21 protein-coding genes and 1 pseudogene are annotated in these 23,630 nt (G+C 59.9%); 8 read left to right on the plus strand and 14 right to left on the minus strand.

Going from position 1 to position 23,630, the window contains the following annotated elements; all coding sequences use genetic code 11:
* Positions 1-34 precede the first annotated feature (34 nt).
* The 3 genes from GDN47_RS20705 (at position 35) to GDN47_RS20715 (ending at position 4,494) form a co-directional block, all read left to right on the plus strand.
* On the plus strand, positions 35-1,387 hold the full coding sequence (locus GDN47_RS20705) for an NCS2 family permease (RefSeq protein WP_113421470.1): 1,353 nt from the start codon (positions 35-37) through the stop codon (positions 1,385-1,387).
* A 166-nt stretch (positions 1,388-1,553) separates the two neighbouring features.
* Positions 1,554-3,911 (plus strand): Orn/Lys/Arg family decarboxylase, encoded by a 2,358-nt coding sequence (locus GDN47_RS20710; protein WP_152094138.1) that lies wholly within the window; start codon positions 1,554-1,556, stop codon positions 3,909-3,911.
* Positions 3,912-3,933: 22 nt separating this feature from the next.
* The gene (locus GDN47_RS20715) at positions 3,934-4,494 is read left to right on the plus strand and encodes a GNAT family N-acetyltransferase (protein WP_113332119.1); all 561 of its coding nucleotides are present in this window, start codon (positions 3,934-3,936) and stop codon (positions 4,492-4,494) included.
* Positions 4,495-4,534: 40 nt separating this feature from the next.
* Here GDN47_RS20715 and GDN47_RS20720 read toward each other — a convergent pair whose 3' ends face one another.
* On the minus strand, positions 4,535-4,858 hold the full coding sequence (locus tag GDN47_RS20720; protein WP_113355724.1) for a hypothetical protein: 324 nt from the start codon (positions 4,856-4,858) through the stop codon (positions 4,535-4,537).
* A gap of 383 nt (positions 4,859-5,241) precedes the next feature.
* Between GDN47_RS20720 and dinB the strand changes: the two genes are divergently transcribed.
* On the plus strand, positions 5,242-6,339 hold the full coding sequence (gene dinB, locus GDN47_RS20725; RefSeq protein ID WP_152094139.1) for a DNA polymerase IV: 1,098 nt from the start codon (positions 5,242-5,244) through the stop codon (positions 6,337-6,339).
* Positions 6,340-6,431: 92 nt separating this feature from the next.
* On the opposite strand, the gene GDN47_RS20730 is transcribed toward dinB, so the two are convergent.
* Together GDN47_RS20730 and GDN47_RS20735 are read right to left on the minus strand one after the other, a co-directional pair.
* Entirely contained in the window at positions 6,432-7,076 is a 645-nt protein-coding gene (locus GDN47_RS20730; protein WP_113421468.1) for a pyridoxine/pyridoxamine 5'-phosphate oxidase, read from the minus strand.
* A 10-nt stretch (positions 7,077-7,086) separates the two neighbouring features.
* A complete protein-coding gene (locus tag GDN47_RS20735) occupies positions 7,087-7,863 on the minus strand; it encodes a class I SAM-dependent methyltransferase (RefSeq protein WP_233790022.1) in 777 nt (258 codons plus the stop codon).
* A 172-nt stretch (positions 7,864-8,035) separates the two neighbouring features.
* Here GDN47_RS20735 and GDN47_RS20740 point away from each other — a divergent pair, with 172 nt between their 5' ends.
* A complete protein-coding gene (locus GDN47_RS20740) occupies positions 8,036-8,926 on the plus strand; it encodes a LysR family transcriptional regulator (protein ID WP_113332137.1) in 891 nt (296 codons plus the stop codon).
* Between the two features lie 37 nt (positions 8,927-8,963).
* On the opposite strand, the gene GDN47_RS20745 is transcribed toward GDN47_RS20740, so the two are convergent.
* The 3 genes from GDN47_RS20745 to GDN47_RS20755 all read right to left on the minus strand — a co-directional run bounded on the left by GDN47_RS20745 (position 8,964) and on the right by GDN47_RS20755 (position 11,158).
* Positions 8,964-9,200 (minus strand): substrate-binding domain-containing protein, encoded by a 237-nt coding sequence (locus tag GDN47_RS20745; protein WP_308936551.1) that lies wholly within the window; start codon positions 9,198-9,200, stop codon positions 8,964-8,966.
* A gap of 460 nt (positions 9,201-9,660) precedes the next feature.
* Positions 9,661-9,972 (minus strand): hypothetical protein, encoded by a 312-nt coding sequence (locus GDN47_RS20750; RefSeq protein ID WP_152094141.1) that lies wholly within the window; start codon positions 9,970-9,972, stop codon positions 9,661-9,663.
* A 304-nt stretch (positions 9,973-10,276) separates the two neighbouring features.
* A complete protein-coding gene (locus tag GDN47_RS20755; protein ID WP_308936550.1) occupies positions 10,277-11,158 on the minus strand; it encodes a helix-turn-helix transcriptional regulator in 882 nt (293 codons plus the stop codon).
* Positions 11,159-11,265: 107 nt separating this feature from the next.
* On the opposite strand from GDN47_RS20755, the gene GDN47_RS20760 reads away from it, so the two are divergent.
* Positions 11,266-12,720 carry an MFS transporter gene (locus GDN47_RS20760; protein ID WP_152094142.1) on the plus strand — a complete coding sequence of 485 codons (1,455 nt, stop codon included), beginning with the start codon at positions 11,266-11,268 and terminating at the stop codon, positions 12,718-12,720.
* Positions 12,721-12,812: 92 nt separating this feature from the next.
* Here GDN47_RS20760 and GDN47_RS20765 read toward each other — a convergent pair whose 3' ends face one another.
* Positions 12,813-14,597, minus strand: a complete 1,785-nt coding sequence (locus GDN47_RS20765) for a trimethylamine N-oxide permease (protein ID WP_152094143.1) — start codon at positions 14,595-14,597, stop codon at positions 12,813-12,815.
* On the opposite strand from GDN47_RS20765, the gene GDN47_RS20770 reads away from it, so the two are divergent.
* Positions 14,587-14,799, plus strand: coding sequence for a hypothetical protein (locus tag GDN47_RS20770; RefSeq protein WP_152094144.1), 213 nt, complete (start codon positions 14,587-14,589; stop codon positions 14,797-14,799). The genes GDN47_RS20765 and GDN47_RS20770 overlap by 11 nt on opposite strands.
* A 39-nt stretch (positions 14,800-14,838) precedes the next feature.
* Entirely contained in the window at positions 14,839-17,208 is a 2,370-nt protein-coding gene (locus GDN47_RS20775) for a trimethylamine N-oxide demethylase (RefSeq protein ID WP_145635795.1), read from the plus strand.
* On the opposite strand, the gene GDN47_RS32605 is transcribed toward GDN47_RS20775, so the two are convergent.
* The 7 genes and pseudogenes from GDN47_RS32605 to GDN47_RS20810 form a co-directional block, all read right to left on the minus strand.
* Complete coding sequence (locus GDN47_RS32605; RefSeq protein WP_113355745.1) at positions 17,205-17,804, minus strand: methyl-accepting chemotaxis protein; 600 nt, start codon at positions 17,802-17,804, stop codon at positions 17,205-17,207. The two genes, GDN47_RS20775 and GDN47_RS32605, sit on opposite strands and share 4 nt — an antisense overlap.
* 116 nt (positions 17,805-17,920) lie before the next feature.
* Positions 17,921-19,258 carry a trimethylamine monooxygenase gene (locus GDN47_RS20785; protein WP_113355712.1) on the minus strand — a complete coding sequence of 446 codons (1,338 nt, stop codon included), beginning with the start codon at positions 19,256-19,258 and terminating at the stop codon, positions 17,921-17,923.
* A 67-nt stretch (positions 19,259-19,325) separates the two neighbouring features.
* The gene (locus GDN47_RS20790; RefSeq protein ID WP_152094145.1) at positions 19,326-20,366 is read right to left on the minus strand and encodes a heme-dependent oxidative N-demethylase family protein; all 1,041 of its coding nucleotides are present in this window, start codon (positions 20,364-20,366) and stop codon (positions 19,326-19,328) included.
* 29 nt (positions 20,367-20,395) lie between these two features.
* Positions 20,396-21,361 carry a PDR/VanB family oxidoreductase gene (locus GDN47_RS20795; protein ID WP_145635801.1) on the minus strand — a complete coding sequence of 322 codons (966 nt, stop codon included), beginning with the start codon at positions 21,359-21,361 and terminating at the stop codon, positions 20,396-20,398.
* A complete protein-coding gene (locus tag GDN47_RS20800; RefSeq protein ID WP_152094146.1) occupies positions 21,358-21,963 on the minus strand; it encodes a dimethylamine monooxygenase subunit DmmA family protein in 606 nt (201 codons plus the stop codon). Before GDN47_RS20800 ends, GDN47_RS20795 begins: the two co-directional genes overlap by 4 nt.
* 10 nt (positions 21,964-21,973) lie before the next feature.
* Positions 21,974-23,107 (minus strand): aminomethyl transferase family protein, encoded by a 1,134-nt coding sequence (locus GDN47_RS20805; RefSeq protein ID WP_152094147.1) that lies wholly within the window; start codon positions 23,105-23,107, stop codon positions 21,974-21,976.
* A gap of 114 nt (positions 23,108-23,221) precedes the next feature.
* Positions 23,222-23,630: pseudogene (locus tag GDN47_RS20810) on the minus strand (bifunctional methylenetetrahydrofolate dehydrogenase/methenyltetrahydrofolate cyclohydrolase); the annotation flags it as partial.

Genomic DNA, 23,630 nt, shown 5'->3' on the forward strand with positions numbered 1-23,630 from the left:
ACGGCGGCATTTGCCGACTTAGGAGATATAGACAATGACCTCAACTACGAATGTTGGGCAGCCGGGTGATACGTCAGAGCCGCGGTGGAAGACCTATTTTCGCATGGGCGAGCGTAAGGCCAATACGAAGACGGAAATCATTGCCGGGATGACGTCCTTCCTGGCAGCGGCCTATCTCCTCGTCGTGATCCCTTCCCTGCTTTCCGCCGGTGGCATCGACCGCGCCGCCGCAACGACGGCAACCATCCTCGTCATCATCGGCGCGACCCTGTTCATGGCGCTTTATGCCAATATGCCCTTCGTGGTGGGACCTGGCATTGGCGGCTCGGTTCTGGTGGGGCCGACGATGGCAGCCGTGGAGCATATTCCCTGGCAGACTGGCCTTGCCATCTCCTTCTGGTCGAGTGTCGTCTTCGTTCTGCTGACCGTCCTCGGTGTACGCCAGGTCATTGCCCGCATGGTTCCAGCCCAGATCAAGCTCGGACTGGGTGCGGCGATCGGATTGTTCATCGCGCTTCTCGGCTTCAAGAATGCAGGTCTCGTCGATGTCAACGCCAAGAGCCACGCGCTCATGCTCGGTTCGTTCAACTCGGGACAGGCGATCATTGCCGTCTTCGGCATCTTCCTCGCCGTCTTCCTGCGCGGGCGCAAAGTGCCGGGGCCGATCCTCTGGGCGATCCTGGGCAGCACGCTGCTCGGCATTCCGCTCGGCGTGACCAAGGTGCCCGCCGCATTCTTCGGAGTGCCGCACGGCATCTCTGAGATCGGCCTTCAGCTCGATTTCCTTGGTGCGCTGAAGATCGAATATTTCCCCTATCTCTTCGCCTTCTTCGCATCCGAATTCTTCTCGACCCTGGGCACGACGCTCGCCGTTGGCGCCAAGGCCGGCCTGGTCGATGAGGAAGGCAACATGGCGGACCTGGGCAAGCCGTTCCTCGTCGATTCGATTGCCGCCACGATCAGTCCGCTGCTCGGCATTCCCTCCGCCACGGCGCTGGTCGAGAGCGCGACAGGCGCGGAAGCCGGCGGACGCACCGGTTTTGCTTCACTTGCAACCGCAGCCCTTTTCGCGCTCACTTTGCTTTTTACGCCGATCGCGCTGATGATCCCGGCAGCCGCCACGGCACCCGCCCTGATCCTCGTCGGCATGTCGATGTTCAGCGCGCTGAAGCGTGTCGACCTGGAGAATTTCTCCGACGGTCTCTCTGCCCTGATGATGGTCCTTCTGACCCTGGTCTCCAACAGCTTTGGAACCGGCATCGCCGGAGGACTGCTGTTCTACGTCATCGTCAAGGTCTTATCGGGAGAAGCAAGGCAGGTGTCTATCGGCATGTATCTTCTCGCCATCCCGCTTGCCTATTATTTCTGGACCGTGGCCGCTCACTGAGTGGCCACAAATCCATAAGTTGTGCACCCGCGATCCGGCATGAAACGGCGGGCCGGCGACGTGACCGGCGGTGGCCATCAATACGGTTTGGGACGTCCTCTATTCTGTCACATCCATGTCATGAAATGCGCCGACACCTCATCCCAGATCAAGAGCGGGTATCGACATGGATTATTTCAGACGTTTCAACTTTCTGTTCGCAACGCCAACCTTCGACAATGAGGACCTGGAAGGCGCCCGCTATAATCAGATCGTCGAGGAGATCGAACGCTCAGGTTTCGAGGTGGTGCGCGCGCGCAATCTCGAAGATGCCGAGATCGCCGTGCAGACCGACGCGGCCATCGGCTGCATGCTGGTGGACTGGGGCAAGAAGGGCCTCGAAGGCAAGACGGCCGCCCTCATCAACCTCATGCGCCGGCGCGGCCTGGAATTCCCGATCATCCTCCTGATCCGCCGCAAGCGCTTCGAGGATGTGCCGGTCGAAGTCCTCGATTTCATCGACGGCTACGTCTTCCTCTCCGAGGAAACGCCCGCCTTCATCGCGAAAAGCCTCATCAGCCGGCTGAAGCAATATGCCGAGACGCTGAAGACGCCGTTCTTCGGCGCGCTGGTCGATTATGCCGAAGAGGGCAATCATCTCTGGACCTGCCCCGGGCACAATGGCGGCATCTTCTACAGCCGCAGCCCCATCGGCCGGGTCTTCATGGAGCATCTCGGCGAAGCGGTGCTCCGCGACGACCTCGACAACTCCGTGCTCGATCTCGGCGACCTTCTGACCCACGAGGGACCGGCTCTCGCCGCGCAGAAGGAGGCGGCCAAGATCTTCGGCGCCGAAAAGACCTATTTCGTGCTGAACGGCACCTCCACGTCCAACAAAGTCGCGCTCTCGGCCCTCGTCACCGACGGCGATCTCGTGCTGTTCGATCGCAACAACCACAAGGCCGCCCATCACGGCGCGCTAATGATCTCGGGCGGCATTCCGATCTACCTGCCGACCAGACGCAATCTCTATGGCCTGATCGGTCCGATGGATTTCGCCACCATGGACGAGGACGCGCTGCGCGAGCGCATTCGCACCCATCCGCTGGTAAAAGATCCGGAAGCCTACAAGAAGCCGCGTCCGTTCCGCGTCGCGGTCGTGGAGCAATGCACCTATGACGGCACCATCCACAATGCCGAGATGATCCTCAAGCGCATCGGACATCTGTGCGACTACATCCTTTTCGACGAGGCATGGGCGGGCTTCATGAAGTTTCACCCGCTTTATGCCGGGCGCTTTGCCATGGGCCTTTCGGACCTCGGCCCCGATGCACCCGGGATCATCGCCACGCAGTCGACCCACAAGCAACTCGCAAGCTTTTCGCAGGCCTCGCAGATCCACATGAAGGATAGGCACATCACCGGCCAGAAACGCCGCGTGGAACACCGTCGCTTCAACGAAAGCTTCATGCAGCACGCCTCGACCTCGCCCTTCTATCCGTTGTTTGCCTCGCTCGACGTCGGCGCGCAGATGATGAAGGGCCGTTCGGGCGAAGTGCTTTGGGACGACACGATCCGCCTCGGCACCGAACTGCGCAAGAAAATCCGCGCCGTACGGCGCGAATTCGAGGAGAAGGAACATCGTCCCGAACGCCGCTGGTTCTTCGAGCCCTTCGTGCCGGATCGGGTCGCGATTCCTGATGTGGCAAGCCCCGGCGCTGTGCACGATGTGCCTTGGGAGAGCGTCTCGACCGATCAACTCGCCACCAATCCCGCCTTCTGGCACCTGACACCCGATGCGGCATGGCACGGCTTTTCCGGCATGGAGCCGGGTTTCGCCATGACGGACCCGAACAAGCTCACCCTGCTTACCCCCGGCTTTGATCGAGCGACTGGAAAATATACGGACCACGGCATTCCAGCGCCCATCGTTGCGCAATATCTGCGCGAAAACCGGATCGTCGCGGAAAAGAACGACCTCAATTCGCTGCTCTTCCTGCTCACACCCGGTGTCGAAGCCAGCAAGGCCGGCACCCTGATCAGCGGCCTTGTCGCCTTTAAAAAGCTTCATGACGACAACGCGCTGCTGGAAGAGGCCATTCCGGAATTCTATCGCCGCCGTCCCGGCCGCTATGCGGGCGTGCGCCTGCGGGATCTTTGCGCTGACATGCACAATTTCTTTCGTCAGGCCGATGTCAGCGCCCTGCAGACGAAGCAATTTTCCGCAGAACACCTGCCGCCGATCGCCATGTCGCCGCACGATGCCGCGCGCTGCCTGGTGCGCAACGATGTCGACTATCTGCCGATCGACGCCATTGCCGGCCGCATCGCGACGACACCCTTCGTCGTCTATCCCCCGGGGATTGCAACCATCGTGCCCGGCGAGCGCCTGACGGAACAGGCAAAGCCCATGATCGACTATCTCAAAATGTTCGAAACCTGCTTCAACACCTTCCCCGGCTTCGAGGTGGAGATCCAGGGCCTCTATCGCGAGATCGATGCATCCGGCAAAATCCGGCTCTATACCTACGTTGTCGCGGAATAGGCTTGGAAATTCAGGTTCGGACATGAAGCAGGATAAAACAATCATCGTTCGCCCATCCCGGGAGAGCGACGTCGATGCCATGCTGGCTATCTATCGCCGTCATATTCACCGCGGGGTCGAAGCCGGGGTCGATGATAGCGACACGCCGCAGCCGGACGATCTGCGCGAACGGCGCAAGAATTTGAAGGACCGCCGCTTTCCGCATGTCGTCGCGATCGAGGGTGAGAAGGTCGTCGGCTATGCCTATGTGGTGCTGTTCCGGAAGCGCCCGGCCTATCGCTATACCGTCAAGCATTCGATCTATGTGCATCACGACCATGTCGGCCAGGGTGTCGGAAGCCTGCTCATGCGCGGACTGATCGACGCCTGCGCGGCGGCCGGCTTCCGACAGATGATCGGCTATATCGACGCGGACAACGTCGCTTCGCTCGCCCTGCACGAACGCTTCGGCTTCGTTCGCGTCGGCCTGCTGCCGGCTGTTGCCTATCGCTACGGCCGCTGGGCCGATACCGTGATGGTCCAGCGCTCGCTCGGTCCCGGCTCAACCACGCAGCCGCCTCCGCCGCCGCTCTCCACCCGCTGAAGCAGAAGGACCTGTTGTCGGCCGTAACACAACTCCGTGCTTAGACTGGATGCCGCATCGGGGCCGGCAGGAAGCCCAAAACAAAATCTATGACCTTCGACGAGGACATTTCGCAGGGCTTGAGGGTGAGGCTTGCTGCGGAGAGCATATAGAGATTGAAACTGACGACATCGGTCCCGCCAAGCTCCTCGCCATAGAGCCAGATCCGTTTGCCGTCGGCCGATCGCTTGACCGTCACACCCCAGGGGCGACCTTGAAAATGCCCCTCCGAATAGCCGTCAGGCAGCTTCGCAAGCGCATGTTCGAAGCCCGACAATTCGGCGGGCAGCAGCTGCGGCGCGCCGTCGATCATGGAGCCAGGCATTCGTCACATATACCGCAGCCGTCTTCGTCCATCTTCCTCGCCGACCGCAGCCTGCGGCAGCACAGACACGCGGTGCCGTCGGCTCGGGATTCCTCGTCACGCTCGGGCGGGAGGATCTCCATAAGCAAGTCGGAAAGTGCATCGGTAGCGATTTGGCCCATCTCAAGGCTCCGTATTGGGGGACGGACAAGAGATAAGAAGCCTTGCGCGCATCTCAAGGTACCGTTTGCGGCATGGCTGGCCTGCGGCAATTTCCTCGCCTCTCCCTAGCAAGACAACCGAGCCGGTTTGATATCGTCATCGAGGATGATATGTTCCGCATTTGTTTCAGCTTCCGCAATAACGGACCGCGCTGAACCTACTGTGTAATGACCGAGACCGCCATGAACGACACCAGCTCGACCACTGTCCGGAAGATCATCCATGTCGATATGGATGCATTCTATGCATCGGTCGAGCAGCGGGACAATCCGGAGCTGCGCGGCAAGCCGCTTGCGGTCGGCGGGTCGGCTGCACGCGGCGTCGTGGCGGCCGCAAGCTACGAGGCCCGTGCCTTCGGCGTTCACTCGGCGATGCCTTCGGTTACCGCAAAACGCAAATGTCCGGACCTGATTTTCGTGCCGCCGCGCTTTGACGTCTACAGGGCGGTGTCGCAGCAGATCCGCGAGATCTTTGCCGAATATACTTCGATGATCGAGCCGCTGTCGCTCGACGAGGCCTATCTCGACGTCACCCAGAACCACAAGGGGATGGAAATCGCCACCGAGATCGCGCTGGAGATCCGGACCAAGATCAAGCAGGTCACCGGCCTCAATGCTTCGGCCGGCATTTCCTACAACAAATTCCTCGCCAAAATGGCAAGCGACCTCAACAAGCCGAACGGCCAGGCGGTCATTACGCCAAGGAATGGCCCGGCCTTCGTCGAAACGCTTCCCGTCAAGAAATTCCATGGCGTCGGGCCGGCGACAGCCGAGCGGATGCACAAATATGGGATCGAAACCGGACTAGATCTGAAATCGAAATCGCTCGCCTTCCTGCAGGAGCATTTTGGAAAGGCAGGCCCTTATTTCTACGGTATCGCCCGCGGCATCGACGAGCGCCAGGTAAAGCCGGACCGGGTTCGCAAATCCATAGGCGCAGAAGACACATTCGTTGAGGATATCGACGATCTAGAGCTGGCGACGGCGGAACTGCGGCCGCTTGCGCAGAAGGTTTGGCGCTACTGCGAAACAGGCGGTTTCAGCGCCAAGACGGTGACCGTGAAGATCAAATATTCGGACTTTACCCAGGCGACACGCAGTCGGACAAGCTCCCTGCCGGTCGCCGGTGTCGGCGCGGTCCTGGATACCGCGTCGGCGCTTCTGGCAACCGTCCACCCGTTCACGCGGCCAATCCGGCTGCTGGGCATCACGCTTTCGTCTTTGACGAACGAAGAAGCCGGCGATGGGAGCTTACAGCCCCAGCTCGATCTCGGCATCTGAGGGATGCTGATCCTCAGCGGTCACAATGGCTGTCTAATCTTTCCGCCGAAAGCAGCAGAAACGGACAACCGCGGCCATCAAAGCGAAAATCATCAAGGCCAGAGCCGCTCCTTCAGCCAGCCCGCCTTTTCACGTCGATATCGCAAGCGATGGTGACGGCGCTCTGAATCGCCCTGCCAGAATTCGACCTCATGCGGCATGACGATGAAAAGCGCCCAATTTGCAGAAACAAGATCGGGCTCGTCCCGCAACCGCCGATGCTGCAGTGCCAATGCATCATCGAGCTCCTGCGACGAACCCAGAACCTCGCTCTGCCGCTTGGTCAGGGCAATCGCCTTGGCGCCCGGCGCGCGTGCACGGAAATCGGCATGGCGCTCATGCGCCTCGGCCTGAAACGCCATTCCGCGCAATCGCACCTGCCGTCCGAGCTGCGGCCAATAGAAGGTGAGTGACACAGAGGGATTGGCGGCAATCTGTCGGCCCTTCGGCCCCCTGCCTGATGTTGCGAAGTGCCAGCCACGCTGGTCGAGGTTCTTCAGGATGAGAACACGAGCATCCGGTGCGCCATCCTCGTCGATCGTGGAAAGCACCATGGCATGCGGCTCCTTGATATCAGCCTCGATGGCATCGCGCAGCCAGTCGGAAAACAAGTCTCGCGGATTGTCAGGTGTCAGATCCGCCTCGAACGAGGGAAACGGCCCGGCCAAGGACTTGAGTATGCGCAATTCGTCTCTCACGGCGCTCTCCTCATGGTCTGGCGATAATGAGACGCAGCGAGCCTTCGAAGAATGGCTGCGTGCGAAGCGCGCCATAACGACGATCCCAGGATCCGTCGGTGAGATCGCGGCCGAGCTCGGCGACAAAACGCTCGCCAACGGAGGCATCGACAAAGCTCCATGCCGAATTGGCAAGCCGCGCGCCGGGATCAAGCATTCGCTCCGGTCTGCCATAATAGGCCTCGCCGAAACCATCGACGCAATTCAGCGGGATCGGCACCGCCTTGATCTCCACATTGCCGCCGAGTGCGGTCGCGATCCTATCCATCTCCGGATAACGTCGTCCCTCGACCGCAATCATTTCAGGCGCATAGGTGTGTAGCCACGACCGTTCCAGCAGATGCGGATCGCAGCTCAACACCAGGACAGGGCCCCGGGTAACGCGCCGCATCTCGGCAAGCCCTCGGTCGAGATCAGACCATTGATGCACCGTGAAGGTCGCCATTGCCGCATCGAAACTCCGGTCGGCAAAAGGAAGATGTTCCGCCGTTCCGTCAATCGCGACCGGGAGATGCGCCGGTCGTTGGGCGCGCATGGACGCAGACGGCTCGACGGCCGTCACCTGTCGGTCGACCGGCTCATAGGAGCCTGCGCCGGCACCGACATTCAACACGGTTTTCGCATCGCCGAGAGCGGCGCGGATGAATTCGGCTATATGGGGGTCCGGCTGACGATAATTGGTATAGCCCGATCCGATCACGCCGTAATTCGCATCGCCCGCACTGCCGTCCTGATATCTGCCTTGCACTTCATATCTCCGTTGCTTCGTCGGACAAGGCTTCGCCGGACGTGAAAATGCCATTGCATCGTCGCGTCATTGTTCGATGAATACGCTGTCCATTTCTCTCGGCATCAAAAAACATGTTATTTTCACGGAAGAAAAACGATATGTTCGAACAGTCAATGTTCGGAAAATGCACATGACTAGACGATTGCCCTCCCTGAATGCGCTGCGCGCCTTCGAAGCGGCCGGCCGGCTCGGACGCATGACGCTTGCGGCAGACGAGCTCAATGTGACGCACAGCGCCGTCAGCAGGCAGATTCAGCATCTGGAGGAGGTACTTGGCGTTCCCTTGTTCGAAGGACCGAAAAACCGGCTGAGATTGACTGAAGGCGGGATGACCCTGTTGACCGGGCTGACGGGCGCATTCGACCAGATGGATCTGTCGGTGCGAGCCGTAGCCGATACGGAAGACGGTCAGCTCGACGTCTCCTGCCCCGGCACTTTTACGATGCGCTGGCTCATTCCCCGCCTCTATCGGTTTCAGGCGAAATACCCCAACATAGAAGTGCGCCTGTCGGCCTCTTCAAAGCCCGTCGATTTCAGCCGCGACGGCTTCGATGTGGCAATCCGCGTCGGAAGCGCGCCATGGCCTTCCGGCGCCGATGTGATTTTCCTGTTTCCGGAGCAAACCGGCGCGGTGCTCGCGCCATCGCTCTTTGCCGCGTCAACGCCAGAGTTCGATGGCCTGCCCCAGCTTCATACGCGCACAAGGCTGCGCGCATGGGGCGACTGGCTTGCCCGATCGGAAAGATCAGTCGCCACGGGACCGCACGTCGAATACGAGCATTTCTACTTCATGCTGGAGGCTGCGAGCGCCGGCCTCGGTGTCTGCGTCGCCCCCTGGCCCTATGTCAGCGACGACATCCGTTTCAGCCGGCTGATGGCGCCATATGGCTTTCTGGAAAGCGGCCACGAATATGTAGCGCTGCGCCGCGCCCGTCGGAACCGAAAATCCGTTCTCTTCTGCGAATGGCTGCAGAATGAGGCGGAGGTCTACACGCGCTCCAGCACGCCGCCGACTGGCTGATACTTGAAAAGACCGTGGCCACCATCTGCCTTGGAGACTAACCGACCGGAGAAAACCCGGACTTGTTGAGAATCTCCTGCCCGGTCTCCGATAGCAGGAAGTCCCGCAGAGACCTCGTTTCATCATCAGCGCCCTTACGAATTGCCATGCCATATTCGATAAGCGGCTGAAACTCGTCGGGTATGTCGATGACGCTGAAAGCCGGATCCCCTGCCAGAAGACGCGCGTTCGAAGAATAGCTCATCATCAGATCGACGACGCCATCGGCAATCAGATAGCCGCCGCGCTTGCCCGATAATTAGTTGCGCGGAACGGCTCCCTATCTCCTCGTTGGAGATGCGTCGCACCTTGCGCCGCTCGGAAAGCAATCCGCCACCGAGGCCGAAAGGCCGATCCGTTCGAGAAGATCGCCGCCGCGATCCTTTGCCTGCGAAGCGCTTGCTAGCCCGTGGGCAATAATCGATTCGGCGATGCCTGACCGATACGCAGGCGTGGATTGAGGCTTTCGGACGAGTCCTGGAAGATCAGGCCGGTCCGATTGCCGCGGATCGCCTGCGTATCGGCAGGCAGCGGGGCGAGCAGATCCTACCCCTTTCGGAATCGGATGCGGAATCCGTGCTTTAGGCGCGAAGCGCACGCTGTTTAAGCTCGCTATACAAATGAAATCGCGCTCTGCGGCGGCACGTCGAAATTTTAGCGAGATGTCCGTTGAGGCCGGACTCGGGATGCAAACATTACCGGTAATCCTCAAGTCGAAGCTGTTCGGCCTTCCCTATCCCCATCATCTCGGCCGGCTTCCTTCGATTCGTTTTCATCACATCGCGGTTGAAATCATTAACCGCCCAGCAAACACCGATGGTTTGGAGATGCGCGGTGTTTTCTATTCCAATTTTTATGAGAAAGGTCAGCCGCCCGGCCAGCGCGTTACGGCAATGCTCGCTGTTATCGAAGCAGGGCTGACTGGTGACGTTGTCCAGCACCTTTTGGAGTGTGGCGACTTGCTTCGGCGATAGGCTGCCTCCTATAAGGTGGCGAAAGCGTTCCATCATGCCTCCTTCGAGGACCACTGCTACTGCGACACCACAGATGGACTCGCTCTTGCAAGTGAAACTACTCTGATACTATGCAGTCCGTTACTTCAGCTCCGCGCGACGGGCGATCCTTGACGGCAAGCCGCCAGCCAAACCGGCCATTGCTTATGTCTGCTGCCGGCACGTTAGGCAGGCTGCCGTTTAAAGCCTACGTCCATTTTTGACAGTGTCGGGACGCGCAATGCCCAACGAACGGGCGGAAACTGCCGCCAGTTCATTCGTGGTGATCGATCCCATGGGGTTCTGCCGGCTTTACCGCTCAGCAAGTCCGCCTGCGCTTCATCATCGCGTTCAGCTTCTCCGCCCCGGCTTCGTCGACGGGTGTATAGACGATCATGCGGTCGTCATTGCTGGGGCTTGCCCACCAATTGTTGGATTGCAGCGCCAGAATAGTGCCATCCGCCAGCCGGAAACGCTTGACGGTATTCTCGATGCCTTTGAGCTGATAGCGATCCCACACCATGCGAAATTGGTCCGAAGCGCTCATATAGCGTTCCAATTGCCGCTCCCAGCTCGGATCGTCGAGATGCTCCGCCATGGAGGCACGAAACAGCGCTGCCATGTTAGCCAGCATCTCGTCAGGATCGGCCTGGCTCGCGCGCCAGGCAGGATTGACGAGGGACAGATAGATGCAGTTCCGGTCCTCGGGCGGGACGGCATCGAGATCGACGCCGACGAGGCGGCGATAGGCCTCGTTGAAGCCACGTATATTGTAGCGTTTCGTCTGGATAAGAGCCGGATAGGGACAGAGATGATCGAGAATGCGCTGGCTTGCCTCGGTGAGCGGCTCGCAAACGCGCGGATTTTCGAGGCGAGGCGGGACCGGCAGATTAGCCAGTCTGAAAAGATGCTCCGTCTCCACTTCGTTGAATTCCAAAGCATGCGCGACGGAGAGAAGCACGCGCGGCGACACGCGGATCGGGCGGCCCTGCTCCAGCTTGGTGTACCAGGTGATGCCGATATCGGCACGTGACGCCACTTCTTCCCGCCGCAATCCGGGTGTACGAATCCGCCCTGCCCGACCGAGTCCCAATCTTTGCGGGTCAAGAGATTCCCGCCGTCTTCGCAACATCTCGCCGAGTTCCTGTGCCCGCGAAAGCATTGGATTGGGGACGATATCGAGTGTGCCGTGCATTTCCATTCTCCAGCCTGACACTTCTTATACCAGTCTAATCAGGTATCTTGTACCAGTTTAACATAGGTGTAGAACGCTGTGGACTCAGTTTTGGAAATGCTTTGAGGTCCCCAATGTCATCCGCACCAATCCGGCTTGGCCAGTTCGGCCTGCTGATCCTGCTGGCCGGGCAATTGCTGCTGCAGCTCGATTTTTCCATCATCAATGTCGGCCTCGCCGCCATCTCCACCTCCCTGCAGGCCGGCGAGACCGAACTTGAACTTTTCGTCGCCGCCTATGGCGTCGCCTTTGCCGTCTGCCTCGCCATGGGTGCGCGCCTCGGCGACAATTTCGGCCGCAGACGCATGTTCGGCCTGGCCGTCCTATTGTTCTGCCTCGCCTCCCTGTTATGCGGTGTGGCGACATCAGTCACCTTCCTCATCGTTGCGCGCGCACTGCAGGGAATTGCGGCCGCACTCATGGTCCCGCAGGTATTGGCGACCATCCATGTCAGCCTGACGGGACGCGATCACGCCCGCGCCGTCTCGCTCTATAGCGCGATCGGCGGCATCGCTTTCATCATCGGTCAGGTTCTCGGTGGCTTCCTGATCTCGGCGGATATTGCCGGCTCCGGCTGGCGCAGCATCTTTCTCATCAATCTGCCTGTTTGCATCCTGATCCTGCTCAGCGTGTGGCGACATGTTCCGGAAACGCGTGGGCAAGGCAGGGTTCCGGTCGACTGGTCAGGCATGATCACGCTGGCGCTGCTGACGCTCTCGGTTCTGCTGCCGACCGCGCTCGGTCCGTCGCTCCACTGGAATTGGCTTTGCCTGCTCGGCTTCGTGCCGATCCTGCCGCTGGTGGCACTCCTTTGGCGCATCGAGCGCGCCAAGGAAGCGCGTGGCGCCTTCCCGATCCTACCGCCGTCGCTCACGCGCATCTCCAGCATGCGATTCGGAGGGCTGATCGCCATACTCTTCTTCACCTGCTGGAGCGGCTTCATGTTCGTCTTCGCCCTTACCTTGCAGGCAGGCGCCGGGCTGACGCCGCTGCAGTCAGGCAATGCCTTGATCGCGCTCGGCGGCTCCTATTTCGTCTCGGCCGCTTTCGTCACACCTCGCCTAGCGAATATACGCCGGGAACTCATGTTGGCGATGGGCTGCGTGATTCAGATGAGCGGGCTTACGCTCCTCATCGTGACGCTCGAAACGGTCTGGCCGCGGCCGGGAGTCATCAACCTTATCCCATCCACGATCTTGATCGGCTTCGGTCAGGCACTGATCGTCAACACCTTTTATCGGCTGGGGCTGGCGGACGTGCCGCATGAACATGCCGGCGCCGGCAGCGCGATGCTCGCAACCATGCAGCAGGTGTCGTTGGGTCTTGGGCCGGCGATCCTCGGAGCCGTATTTGCCCAGGTGCTGCAATATTCCAGTGCCTATCTCTCCGCTGGAGTCACGGCGATCGCCGTCGAGCTCGGGCTGATGGCCATCCTGCTGGCGGCCACGCTTCTGCGGCTGGCACGGCAGCGTAGCCGACCCGACGAGGACGCGGAGATCGACGACGCGCTCATCGTGGCGCCCGAATGATCGGAAGGTCCGGATCAGTCGATCCCATAGCAAAGTCCGGCCTGTGACCAGGCCGGACTTTCGAGCATGAATCTCGTCTTCGACCAGAGCCGTTATGCCGGCAGCTGGAAGAACCAATTGGCGATCAGCACGATGGCAAGACCGCCGGCAAGCGCCAGATAGGGTAGAATACCCGCCTTCCTGACACCCAGATCCTGGCCGACCAGACCAAGATCATCCATGGCGCCGACCGGGAACTTGCCGCCATCGCGAACATAATGCCTGTAGGCAAAGACCGGCAGGATGAGAGCCGCAAAGGCAAAGCCGATCCAGAGCGCATTGGCATAACCCCAAACCTTGGCGCCGGCGCCAAGGAAGAGCGCATTGACGAAGGCGAGGACGGTATTAAGGCCGATGAGCCAGGACGGCGCCTTCCACGGACGCTCGACATGGCCGGAGTCCATGCGGTGGATCCAGCCCGAATTGAGGTTGAGGAAATTGAAGATGATATATCCGACGTTGGAGACGGCGAGCACGAAGAAATAACCGCTCGTGTCCGACGCGATGGCGAGAAGAAAGAGATTGAAGGCAAAGTCCGTCCACATCGCTCTCGTCGGCGCGCCGTTCTCGTTCACATGGTCGAGATATTTCGGCAGCCAGCCGTCCTTCGAGCCCTGATAGAGGGTGCGCGAGGAGCCGGCCATCGCCGTCATGATCGCCAGGAACAGTGCCAAGATCATCAGGATGACGAGCAATTGCGTTACGATCCGGCCAGCGCCGATCAGGCCCCCGAGCGCTTCAGCAACGCCGGTGCCATCAACGATGCCAGGTGCCAGCATCCCGGTATGCCCGAGCACGCCCTGGAAGGCGAAGGGCACTAGGAAGAAGAAGATGCAGCAGGCAAGGCCCGAGTAGAAGATCGCCTTGAACGTATCCGTCTTCGGGTTCTTCAGTTCGCGCGTGTAGCACACCGCCGTTTCGAAGCCATAGGTCGACCAGGCGGCGATATAGAGGCCGCCGAGGAAAAGCGTCCAGCCGCCATTGCTCCAGGTACCGTCGGTCGCGGCATAGGCAGCCGTCGGCGGCAGCAGGCCGGTCACATTGGCGGAGAGGATCTGGCCGCTGACGATCGGATAGACTCCGATGATGAGCAGCGGCACCAGCACGATGATCGCCAGCCACTTCTGCACGCTCGCCGTCTCGGAAATGCCGCGATGCTGGATCGCGAAAATGATCAGCATCAGGATGCCGCCGATGAAGAAGGTGGCATTGATATTGGCGGTTGCGAGGAAGGGAATGTTGAAGCTGACGAGAGACCAGTTGCGGATGGCCGGCGTAAAAGCTGCAACGCCATCGGCGCTGAGCAGCGCTTTTACCGCATCGTCGGGAGATGTACCGGCATGGGCCGCGATGTATTCGGCGACACGCGGGCTGTCGGCGGTGATCGATGTCGCATGGGCGCTGATCCAGCTCAGCACAGCCTGCGAATCCGCCGCCGGAATGGGGAAGAAGGCATTGAGGATATAACCGGCCGCAATGGCGCAGCCGAGGGACAGCACCGGTGACCAGGCAAACCAGTTGCACCAGACCGAGAGCGGCGCGATGAATTTCGAATAGCGCAGCCAGGCGGTCGCACCATAGACCGAGGCGCCTCCGGACTTGTTGCCGAACATGCCGGCAATCTCGGCATAGGTGAAGGATTGCAGGAAACCCATGATCATCGAGATGATCCACACGACGAAGGCAAGCTTGCCCGTGGTGCCGGCGATGCCGCCGATGGAGAAGAGAACAAGTGGCGGCACGCCCGCAGCCACCCAGAACGCGCCCTTCCAGTCCAGCGCGCGTATAAGCTTACCTTCGGTGCCGGCGGGAGCGCCGGCGTCCACGATGTCAGTCATTGGTGATATTCCCCATTTTGTTCCGGACGTATCTCTCGTACGTCTCCCTGAACGTGCCTCCCATGGCATTGCGGGGCTTGCTGGAGGTTTTCATGAGCCGAGTCTGCGCGCGGTTTCCAGATACATGCCCTTTATGCATAGTGAAGATATTTTCTTTTTAGTCAATATCCCTTTACTTTCGGATGGCATTTTGTCAGCATGATTCCCGTGTTTGACACGCCTCATTTCCCGAGAGGGTTTAATGCGAGAACTCCATCCGCCGACCGCCGGAATACGGCCGATCTCGGCGAGCATCATTCGCTATCCAGGCATTCCAGCCTTGCCGCAAGATACAGAACGCTATCGCTGCAAGGGCGGTGGGTCGCTGGTCGTGCGCGTCGAGCCTGGCGATCGGGTTTTGGTGACGGATAGCGAAGGTGGGCAGGTCTGCGAGCTCACCTTCCTCGATGAGAAGGGCCGCTTTCAATCCGCGGGATTGGGGTCGGCATTCACCGGCGAAGCGACAGGTCTGAAAGCCATTCTTTCCTCGGGAAATGAAAGTGCGGCTCGCGTCAGGACAGCGCTGGAACGGCGCGGAGCAGACATGGCGTCCGCGACAGCATTGCACCTTTTCGGCGGGTCATCTCCTGCCGGCAGCACGGCGGAATTCACCATCGCGACCAAAGGTCTGCTGATCGCCTGCGCACCGGGAACGACCATGTCGCCGGAGGCGCAGGATACGGCAACGCCCATCGAGCTCACAATACGCCGCACGACGATCCTGCGAGACTATGCCTCCGCGCTGCCCGAACCGCTTGCCGATCCGATCGAGGACATCCGCATCAAGGCGGCAACCGCTTCGGCCTATTTCGTCCGCGCCGGTGAATATATTCAGATCATCGATGTCTATGGCCGGCAATGCACCGACTTCCAGGCCTTTTCCGCCCGCAAGGTCGACAAAGGCCTCGACCTTGCGCTCGATTCTACAGTGACCCGTACCCTGCTTGGCCGCAGCTATCCGGCTCCTGGCCTTCCCTCCAAGGCCTTCGACCGTGATTTCGAGCCGTTGGTGGAAATCGTGCAGGACACGGTTGGCCGCCACGATGCCTTCGCGACGGCCTGTAATTCCCGCTACTACGACGACATGGGCTATCCCGGCCACGTGAACTGCACCGACAATTTCAACGCGGCGCTCGCGCCCTATGGTATTGCCGGCCGAAAGGGCTGGGAGGCGCTCAATTACTTCTACAACACCAATGTCGATCACAATAACCAGCTCTATCTCGACGAGCCCTGGTCCAGGCCCGGCGATTACGTCCTGATGCGCGCCCTGACGGATCTTGTCTGTGTCTCCTCATCCTGTCCCGATGACATCGACGCGGCCAATGGCTGGGATCCGACTGATATCCATGTGCGCACCTTTTCCGGCAAAGAGAAATTCACACGAGCGGTGGCCTATCGTATGACCCCAGACGCCGACCCCGAACTGACGCGGGAAACCGCGTTCCACCCGCGCCTTTCCGCGATGACGCGCGACTACACCGAATATCGCGGCTTCTGGCTGCCGAACCGCTTCTCCTCGGAAGGCCCGGTCGAGGAATACTGGGCCTGCCGCGAACGCGCCGTCGTCATCGACCTTTCGCCGCTGCGCAAGTTCGAGGTGACAGGGCCGGATGCCGAGGAATTGCTGCAATATTGCCTGACGCGCGACGTGCGCAAGCTTTCGACGGGCCAGGTCGTCTATTCCGCCATGTGCTACGAACATGGCGGCATGATCGACGATGGCACGCTGTTCCGTCTTGGCGACAAGAACTTCCGCTGGATCGGCGGCGATGACTATAGCGGCATCTGGCTGCGCGAGCAGTCGGAGAAGAAAGGCTTCAAAGCCTGGGTCCGCTCATCTACCGATCAGATGCACAACATCGCCCTGCAAGGCCCGAAGAGCCGCGACATCCTTAAGGAGATCATCTGGACGGCACCGCGCCAACCAACGATCGGCGAGCTGGAATGGTTCCGCTTCACCGTCGGCCGCATCGGCCATTTCGAGGGAGCACCGGTCGTCGTCTCGCGTACCGGCTATACCGGCGAGCTCGGCTACGAAATCTTCTGCCATCCGAAGGATGCAGTAACAGTCTTTGACGCTGTCTGGAAAGCCGGTGAACCCCATGGTCTGAAGCCGATGGGACTCGAGGCGCTCGACATGGTGCGTATCGAGGCCGGTCTGGTCTTTGCCCATCACGAATTCGACGACCAGACTGATCCCTTCGAGGCCGGTATCGGCTTCACCGTGCCGTTAAAATCCAAGCAGGATGATTTCATCGGGCGCGAAGCACTGGTGCGGCGAAAGGAAAATCCTCGCCATCTGATGGTCGGTCTGGACATCGAGGCCAATGAAGCCGTCGGACACGGCGATTGCATCCATATCGGCCGCGCGCAGATCGGCGTGATCACCAGCGCCACGCGGTCGCCAATCCTCGGCAAGACCATCGCGCTTGCCCGCGTCGACGTCACGCATGCCGCTGTCGAAACCAAGGTCGAGATCGGGAAGTTGGATGGCCAGCAGAAGCGGCTTCCGGCTGTCATCGTGCCGCTTTCTCACTACGATCCGCAGAAGACGCGGCCGCGATCTTAATCCGACTTCTTCTGCGCGGCCGAGATCGCACGCGCCGCCTCTTCCGAGGAGTTGGCAAGCGTGCGCATCTCTGCCGCCAGCACCGCAAAACCAGATCCGGCCGTGCCTGCTCTTGCAGCCTCGATGCCGGCATTGACGGCAAGCAGCTTCAAGTAGCGCAGCGACTGCAGAATTTCGTTGGTCTTCGATGCCGTGACCCGCATGCCCGCGGTCTGCTCGTCGAGGCGACGGTAGAGCGATTCGATATTCAGGATACTGCCTTCGAGATAAAGAAGCTCCCCGGCCTCGTCCCATACGCCGCCGCCCGTTTCCGTTACCCAGAGGAAATGGCCGTCGCGATGACGTATGCGATACTCCATCGTCCAGTCGGTGTGACTTTCCAAAGCCTTGCCGACAAGCTCATCCATGAGCGGGATATCCTCTTCGCACATGATCGAAGTGAAGGTTCGCGAACGGTTGCCGATAATCTCGTCAGCGGGATAGCCGAAGATGCGCTCGATGCCGTCGGTCATCTCAAGCATCGTATAGCTTTCGTCCGCCCTACAGCGATAAAGGAAACCGGCCATACGGCCGAGAACGCTTGTCTGGAAATCCATGGAAGCCATGCCCGAAAAGAAAGTTGCGGATGAACTCGTTTCGTCTCATCACATAAAAATCCGGCAAGGGCTGCTCGACGCCTCCCTTGCCGGTCAGGTGGGGAAGTGAGCATGGATCAATTGCGCAGATATTCCTCCATGGAATCGTCGAGCGCGTCAACCCAGGGCGTATGATGTGTCGGCGACATGGTGCCGGTCATCAGTGAGCGGTAGGCGTGGTCGCGGAAGCCCATGATGTTTTCCGCCTTGTGATGCTCCCATTCCATGAAGGTCCTGTTCGTGCCTTCGATATCGAAGCTCGGATAATCGGTCTCGGCGAGCAACTCCTTCACATAGTCGCCCTGATACCAAATCATCTGCTCGGCATCCTCAAGCGTTTCCTCGCGGGCGCGCCACTTGTCGAAGTTCGCCTGCAGTTCCGCTTCGGGCGGCAGCTTGATGCGGCCCATCATGACATCGCGCGCCCACCAAGCCTGCACGTCGAACATGTTGAAGGTGTAGAACTGATCCTGCATGCCGATATAGAAGAGCTGCGGATTCTTATCGAAGATCACACCCTTGTAGAGGTGGTCAGCCCAGAGGCGATTTGCCGTCTTCAGCCGAAGATCATCCGGCAGGAAGGGGAAATGGTGCTGATAGCCTGTGCAGAGGATTAGCGCGTCGACATCCTTCGATGAGCCATCGAGGAAATAGGCCGTCTTGTTTTCAAGACGCGTCAACAGCGGCCGCTCCTCGAAATTCTCAGGCCATTTGAAGCCCATCGGCTTGGAGCGATAGCTCGTCGTCACCGACTTTGCCCCGTATTTCCAGCATTGCGAGCCGATATCCTCGGCCGAATAGCTGCGGCCGACGAGCAACACGTCCTTACCCTTGAACTCGAGCGCATCGCGAAAATCGTGGGCATGCAGCACGCGGCCGTTGAAGGTCTTCACCCCTTCGAAATAGGGCACGTTCGGCGTCGAGAAATGACCAGAGGCAACGACGACATAGTCGAACACCTCGTCATACATCCGGTCCTGAGGGCGATCATGCGCGGTTACCGTGAACTTCTTCGTCTCTTCATCGAAGCGCACCATGCGCACCGGCGTGCTGAAGCGCACCCATTTGCGCACGTCAGCCTTCTCAACGCGGCCTTTGATATAGTCCCAAAGCACGGCGCGCGGCGGATAGGAGGCGATCGGTTTTCCGAAATGCTCCTCGAAGGAATAATCGGCAAATTCCAGGCATTCCTTCGGGCCGTTCGACCACAGATAGCGATACATGCTGCCATGCACCGGCTCGCCATATTCATCGAGGCCCGTGCGCCAGGTATAGTTCCAAAGGCCGCCCCAATCCGCCTGCTTTTCAAAGCAGACGACTTCCGGGATATCAGCACCCTTCTTCGCGGCCGATTGAAAGGCCCTTAGCTGGGCAAGGCCCGAAGGGCCGGCACCGATAACGGCAACTCGTGTCATGTGGCATTCCCCTTCTCGATTATGTCGAAGTTCTTATCGCATGCAGTCGTTTCGCGCCGTGTCGGCATCAATCCGGAAAAATGCCGGGACTGGTCGGGGCGCCGTCGTCATATTTCGATAGCCAGTCGATCGTGGTCTGGCGGAAGCGCATCAGGCCCTTGTAGTCGATGAGCTCCGGCGGCAGGGTTTTCAGCACGCGCGGGAAGCGGCGCGCCCATTTCGGCACTGTCACCAGTTCATTCATGTTCATCAGATAGCAGCGGATGACGAAGAGAATGGCATTCGAGCGCGGCAGGCGCCACAGGCTTTGCAATTCTACGCGCAGGTGCACCTTCTCGCCGACATTCTCGGGCGTCACCGTTGTGCGATCCGGACCCCATTTCGGGTAGTTTTCGGGGCTGGTATCGAGGCGCGGATTGATTGTCATCGTCCAGTTGAACCGGCGCGTCGGCTTGCCCTGCTGCAGGTTCAAGAGGAATTTGAGCGCGCGGTCGAAGACGCCGATCTGGTGGGCGAGCGGCACCGGCCCATGCCATTCCATGAAATTCATGCCGATATCGAAATCAAGCGACCAGTCGGCCTGGGTTGTGACCATACCCGCATCCATCCAGAGATTGCCGTCACGCTGGTCGATGATGCAGAAATCACCCTGCGCCTGGCGGCTGATGTATTCGAAGGGTTCGTAAGGCAACGTGGACGCATCGCCGAAGGTGAAGGTGTCGTCTATGCCGAGCGGCCTATTGATCCAGCGCCATTGATCGCCATTCCTGGTGAGCGTGAAATGTTCGGGATAGCCGGCAGCCTGCTCTTCCATTAGCAGTTCCAACGTGTCCCATTGCGCCGTCATCATGTGCGGCAGCGCCTGATAGCGTAGGGGATCTTCCTTCAGCACCAGAGCCCGGTCATGCATCTCGGCGACATAATGCTCATCGACGTCGATGAGGTTTTCAAAGACCGTATTCTTCCTCCCCTTCACATGCGGTTCCATGTTGACCGAATACATGTATTCGTCGCGATCGAAGGGGAACGGAAAACGCCGGATATTTTCCGGACTGTTGCGGTAGGTAAAGTCGTCCCGAAACGTTTCCTGCTTGAAGGCGATTGCCATGCCCATTCTCCTGGATATCGGCCGAATGCTTAGAGGTCGAGATGCAGCGCGCTTCCCTCGAACCGGGAGACGCAGATCATCACCTTTCGGCCAGAGGCCTTTTCTTCATCGCTCAGATAGACGTCATTATGCAGAAGCTTGCCGTCGCAGACGGCAACAGCCGTCTCACACTGTCCGCAGGCGCCGCCGCGACAGAGGAAGGGCGCATCGATGCCGGCAGCCTCGATTGCTTCCAGCATGCTTTCGTGATGGCCGACGTGAACGGTCTTACCCGACCGCGTCAGCTTGATGGAAAAGGGCTTGCCAGGCTGCGACGACAGGAAGCGTTCGGAATGCAAGTTCTGTTCCGGCCAACCGGCCTCGATGCCCGTTTTCAATACGCCGTCGATCATGCCGGCCGGACCGCATACGTAGAGATGCGTGCCGAGCGGCTGACTTTCGAGCAGACGGGCGACGGGGATGAAATTGCGATCAGCGTCGCAATAGATCTTCACCCGCTGCGAGCCGTATTGCTCGACGAGCTCTCGGCAATAGGCGCCGCGATCGAGCGAACGCACGGCATAATGCAGCTCGAAATTCGCGCCCTCGCGCGAGAACTGCCGCATCATCGCGATGAAGGGCGTAATGCCAATGCCGCCGGCGATCAAAAGGTGCTTGCGCCCGCGCCAGTCCGGCTGAAAGAGATTGACGGGATAGCTGACCTTGAGCTCGTCACCCTCCCTCACTTTCTCATGCATGAAGGCGGAACCGCCACGCGAGTCCTCGACGCGCAGCACGCTGATCTCATAGGCCGAGCAATCATGCGGCGGCGACATCAGCGAATAGGCGTTGCGACGAACATGACCCTCATCGTTCATCGAGACGATGACATGGGCGCCACCGGAAAAATAAGGCATCGGCGCGCCATCGAGACGCTCGAAGCGGAAACGCTTGATACGATCGGCGACCGGCGTCACCTTCGCGACACGAACCGGAATTTCCGTACCACCGCTCACAGGAACAACTCCTCGGGATCAGGCGCAGTGCCGGGCTCTTCCGCATCGATGTTGACGCCCTGAAAGGCGCCGAGGCGGCGCGAATAGTGGTCGCGCACTAATAGCGGAAGCCCGCAATGGCTGCAGGTAAAGGGACTGTGCGTGACATCGTCGGTGATGCCCTTGCAGTGGACGCATTGCACGCGGCGAGCCAGCGAACCGCGATGCTCCGTGATGATCGAGGCATGATCCATGCCGTAGTCGAGCGCCACCATCATCGCCTGGCCGATAAAGCCCTCGGTGCCGGCGATATAGAGCCGCGTGCCCATATGCGCCGTTGCAAGGTAGCCCTTCAGGCGGAAAAGCAATGTCGCGATCGTCGGCGCCGTGAAGAACATATCGGCGCCGAGCACACGCAGGGCTTCATCATGACCCCTGCCTTGCGAGCCGCGCGCGACATAGAGGATTTCGCTGCGCGACAGGATGGTATCGTCAAGCCCGGTCGCCTGGTCGAGGAGAGCATTGGCCCCCTCGCCTTCCAGCGCGAACAGATGCCGCCGGGCATGCGGCTGGATGGAGAGGCCCTTGTAGACCGGTCGGCTCTTGATGCCTTCGACAAGCATGAGCGCCTCCTTAACCGATGGCCGTCCTCTTCTTCTTTTCAGGGTCGTCAAACGGCAGCGTATGGGCAATCGCGCTTGCGTTCAGGCTCTTGCCGCGTACTTCCAGCTTCGTGCCCTGCACGGCCTTGTCGACATCGAGGCGGGCGATCGCCATCGATTTCTTTGTCAGGGTCGAATAGCAGGGGCAGGTGATGACACCGACCTTTTTACCCTCGGCATAGACCTCGTCGCCGAGATCGGCCGGACCGTCCGCATCGATCAGCATACCGAAGATCTTGAAGCGTTCCTTGCCCTTGAGGCGCGCATGTTCTTCGGCGCCGCGGAAACCCGTCTTTCCCGGGCTGACCGTGAAGTCGAGGCCGAGCTCCCAAAGACTATCGCCGGGCGGCTGGTCCGCGAAGGGGTACATCTGCGAGTTATCGTAGGGATAGAAGAGCAAATAGCTTTCGACGCGCAGCATGTCGAGGACGCTGAAGCAGCAGGGGATGATCCCCATCTCCTCGCCTTCCACGACGATACGATCCCAGACCATCGGCGCATCCTGGCCGCGCACGAAGATCTCATAACCGCGCTCGCCGGTATAGCCCGTGCGCGAGATCATCACGGGCGCACCGAAGAGCGTCGTCTGCATGTGATGGAAGTATTTGAGATCTCGGATGCCAGGGACGTATTTGGCAAGGTAGTCAACAGCGATGGGACCCTGCAGCGACAGATCGTGCAGATCGTCGTCAAAGAGGACAGCGCAGTTGCGGCCGGCCGCCTGCTTGAGCACTTCCTCGTGGCCTGAGCCCGAACCATGCACCAGCATCCAGGAATTCGGACCGGTGCGGTAGACGATGCAGTCGTCGGTGAAGTAGCCGCGATCGTTGAGCATCGCGGCATAGACCGAGCGGCCGGGATAGATCTTCGACATGTCGCGGGTGGTGATATAGTCGAGCACGGCAATGGCGTGCGGTCCAACCAGATGCACTTTCTTGAGGCCGGAAACGTCCATGATGCCGGCCTTGGTGCGGATCGCGACATGCTCCTGCGACATGTCCTTCTCGTAGGTCCAGGCGGTTCCCATGCCGCTCCAATCCTCGAGTTTCGATCCGAGAGCACGGTGCCGGTCCGCCAAGGCGGAGAAACGCCATGATAATGCCATTTCGTTCCCTCTTTTTCTTCTATGGAATATTTATTTCCTGACTATAATCGTCTTTCGCGCCTTGGCAAGCCGATCCGGAGGGTTTTTCTTGGCCGTCCGGATGGTATTTCGCTCTCAAAACCTCGGCGGCTTCCGACCCGCGGCGCGATGGGCAGCGATGACGGTATTGGCCATCAGCATGGCGATCGTCATCGGTCCGACACCGCCCGGAACCGGCGTGATCGCGGCGGCGACTTCGGATGCTTCACCATAGGCGACATCGCCGACCAGCCGGCTCTTGCCCTCGCCGCGCTCGGGTGCATCGATCCGGTTGATGCCGACATCGATGACGGTGGCGCCGGGCTTGATCCAGTCGGCCTTGACCATCTCGGGACGGCCGACGGCTGCCACCAGAATATCGGCACCCTTTGCGACGGAGGAGAGATCCTTCGTGCGCGAATGCGCCGTCGTGACAGTCGCATTGGCGGAAAGCAGCAATTGCGCCATCGGCTTACCGAACAGGTTGGAGCGACCAATGACAACG

The organism is Martinezella dioscoreae (genome assembly GCF_009176305.1).
In the GTDB taxonomy this organism is placed as follows: domain Bacteria; phylum Pseudomonadota; class Alphaproteobacteria; order Rhizobiales; family Rhizobiaceae; genus Rhizobium; species Rhizobium dioscoreae.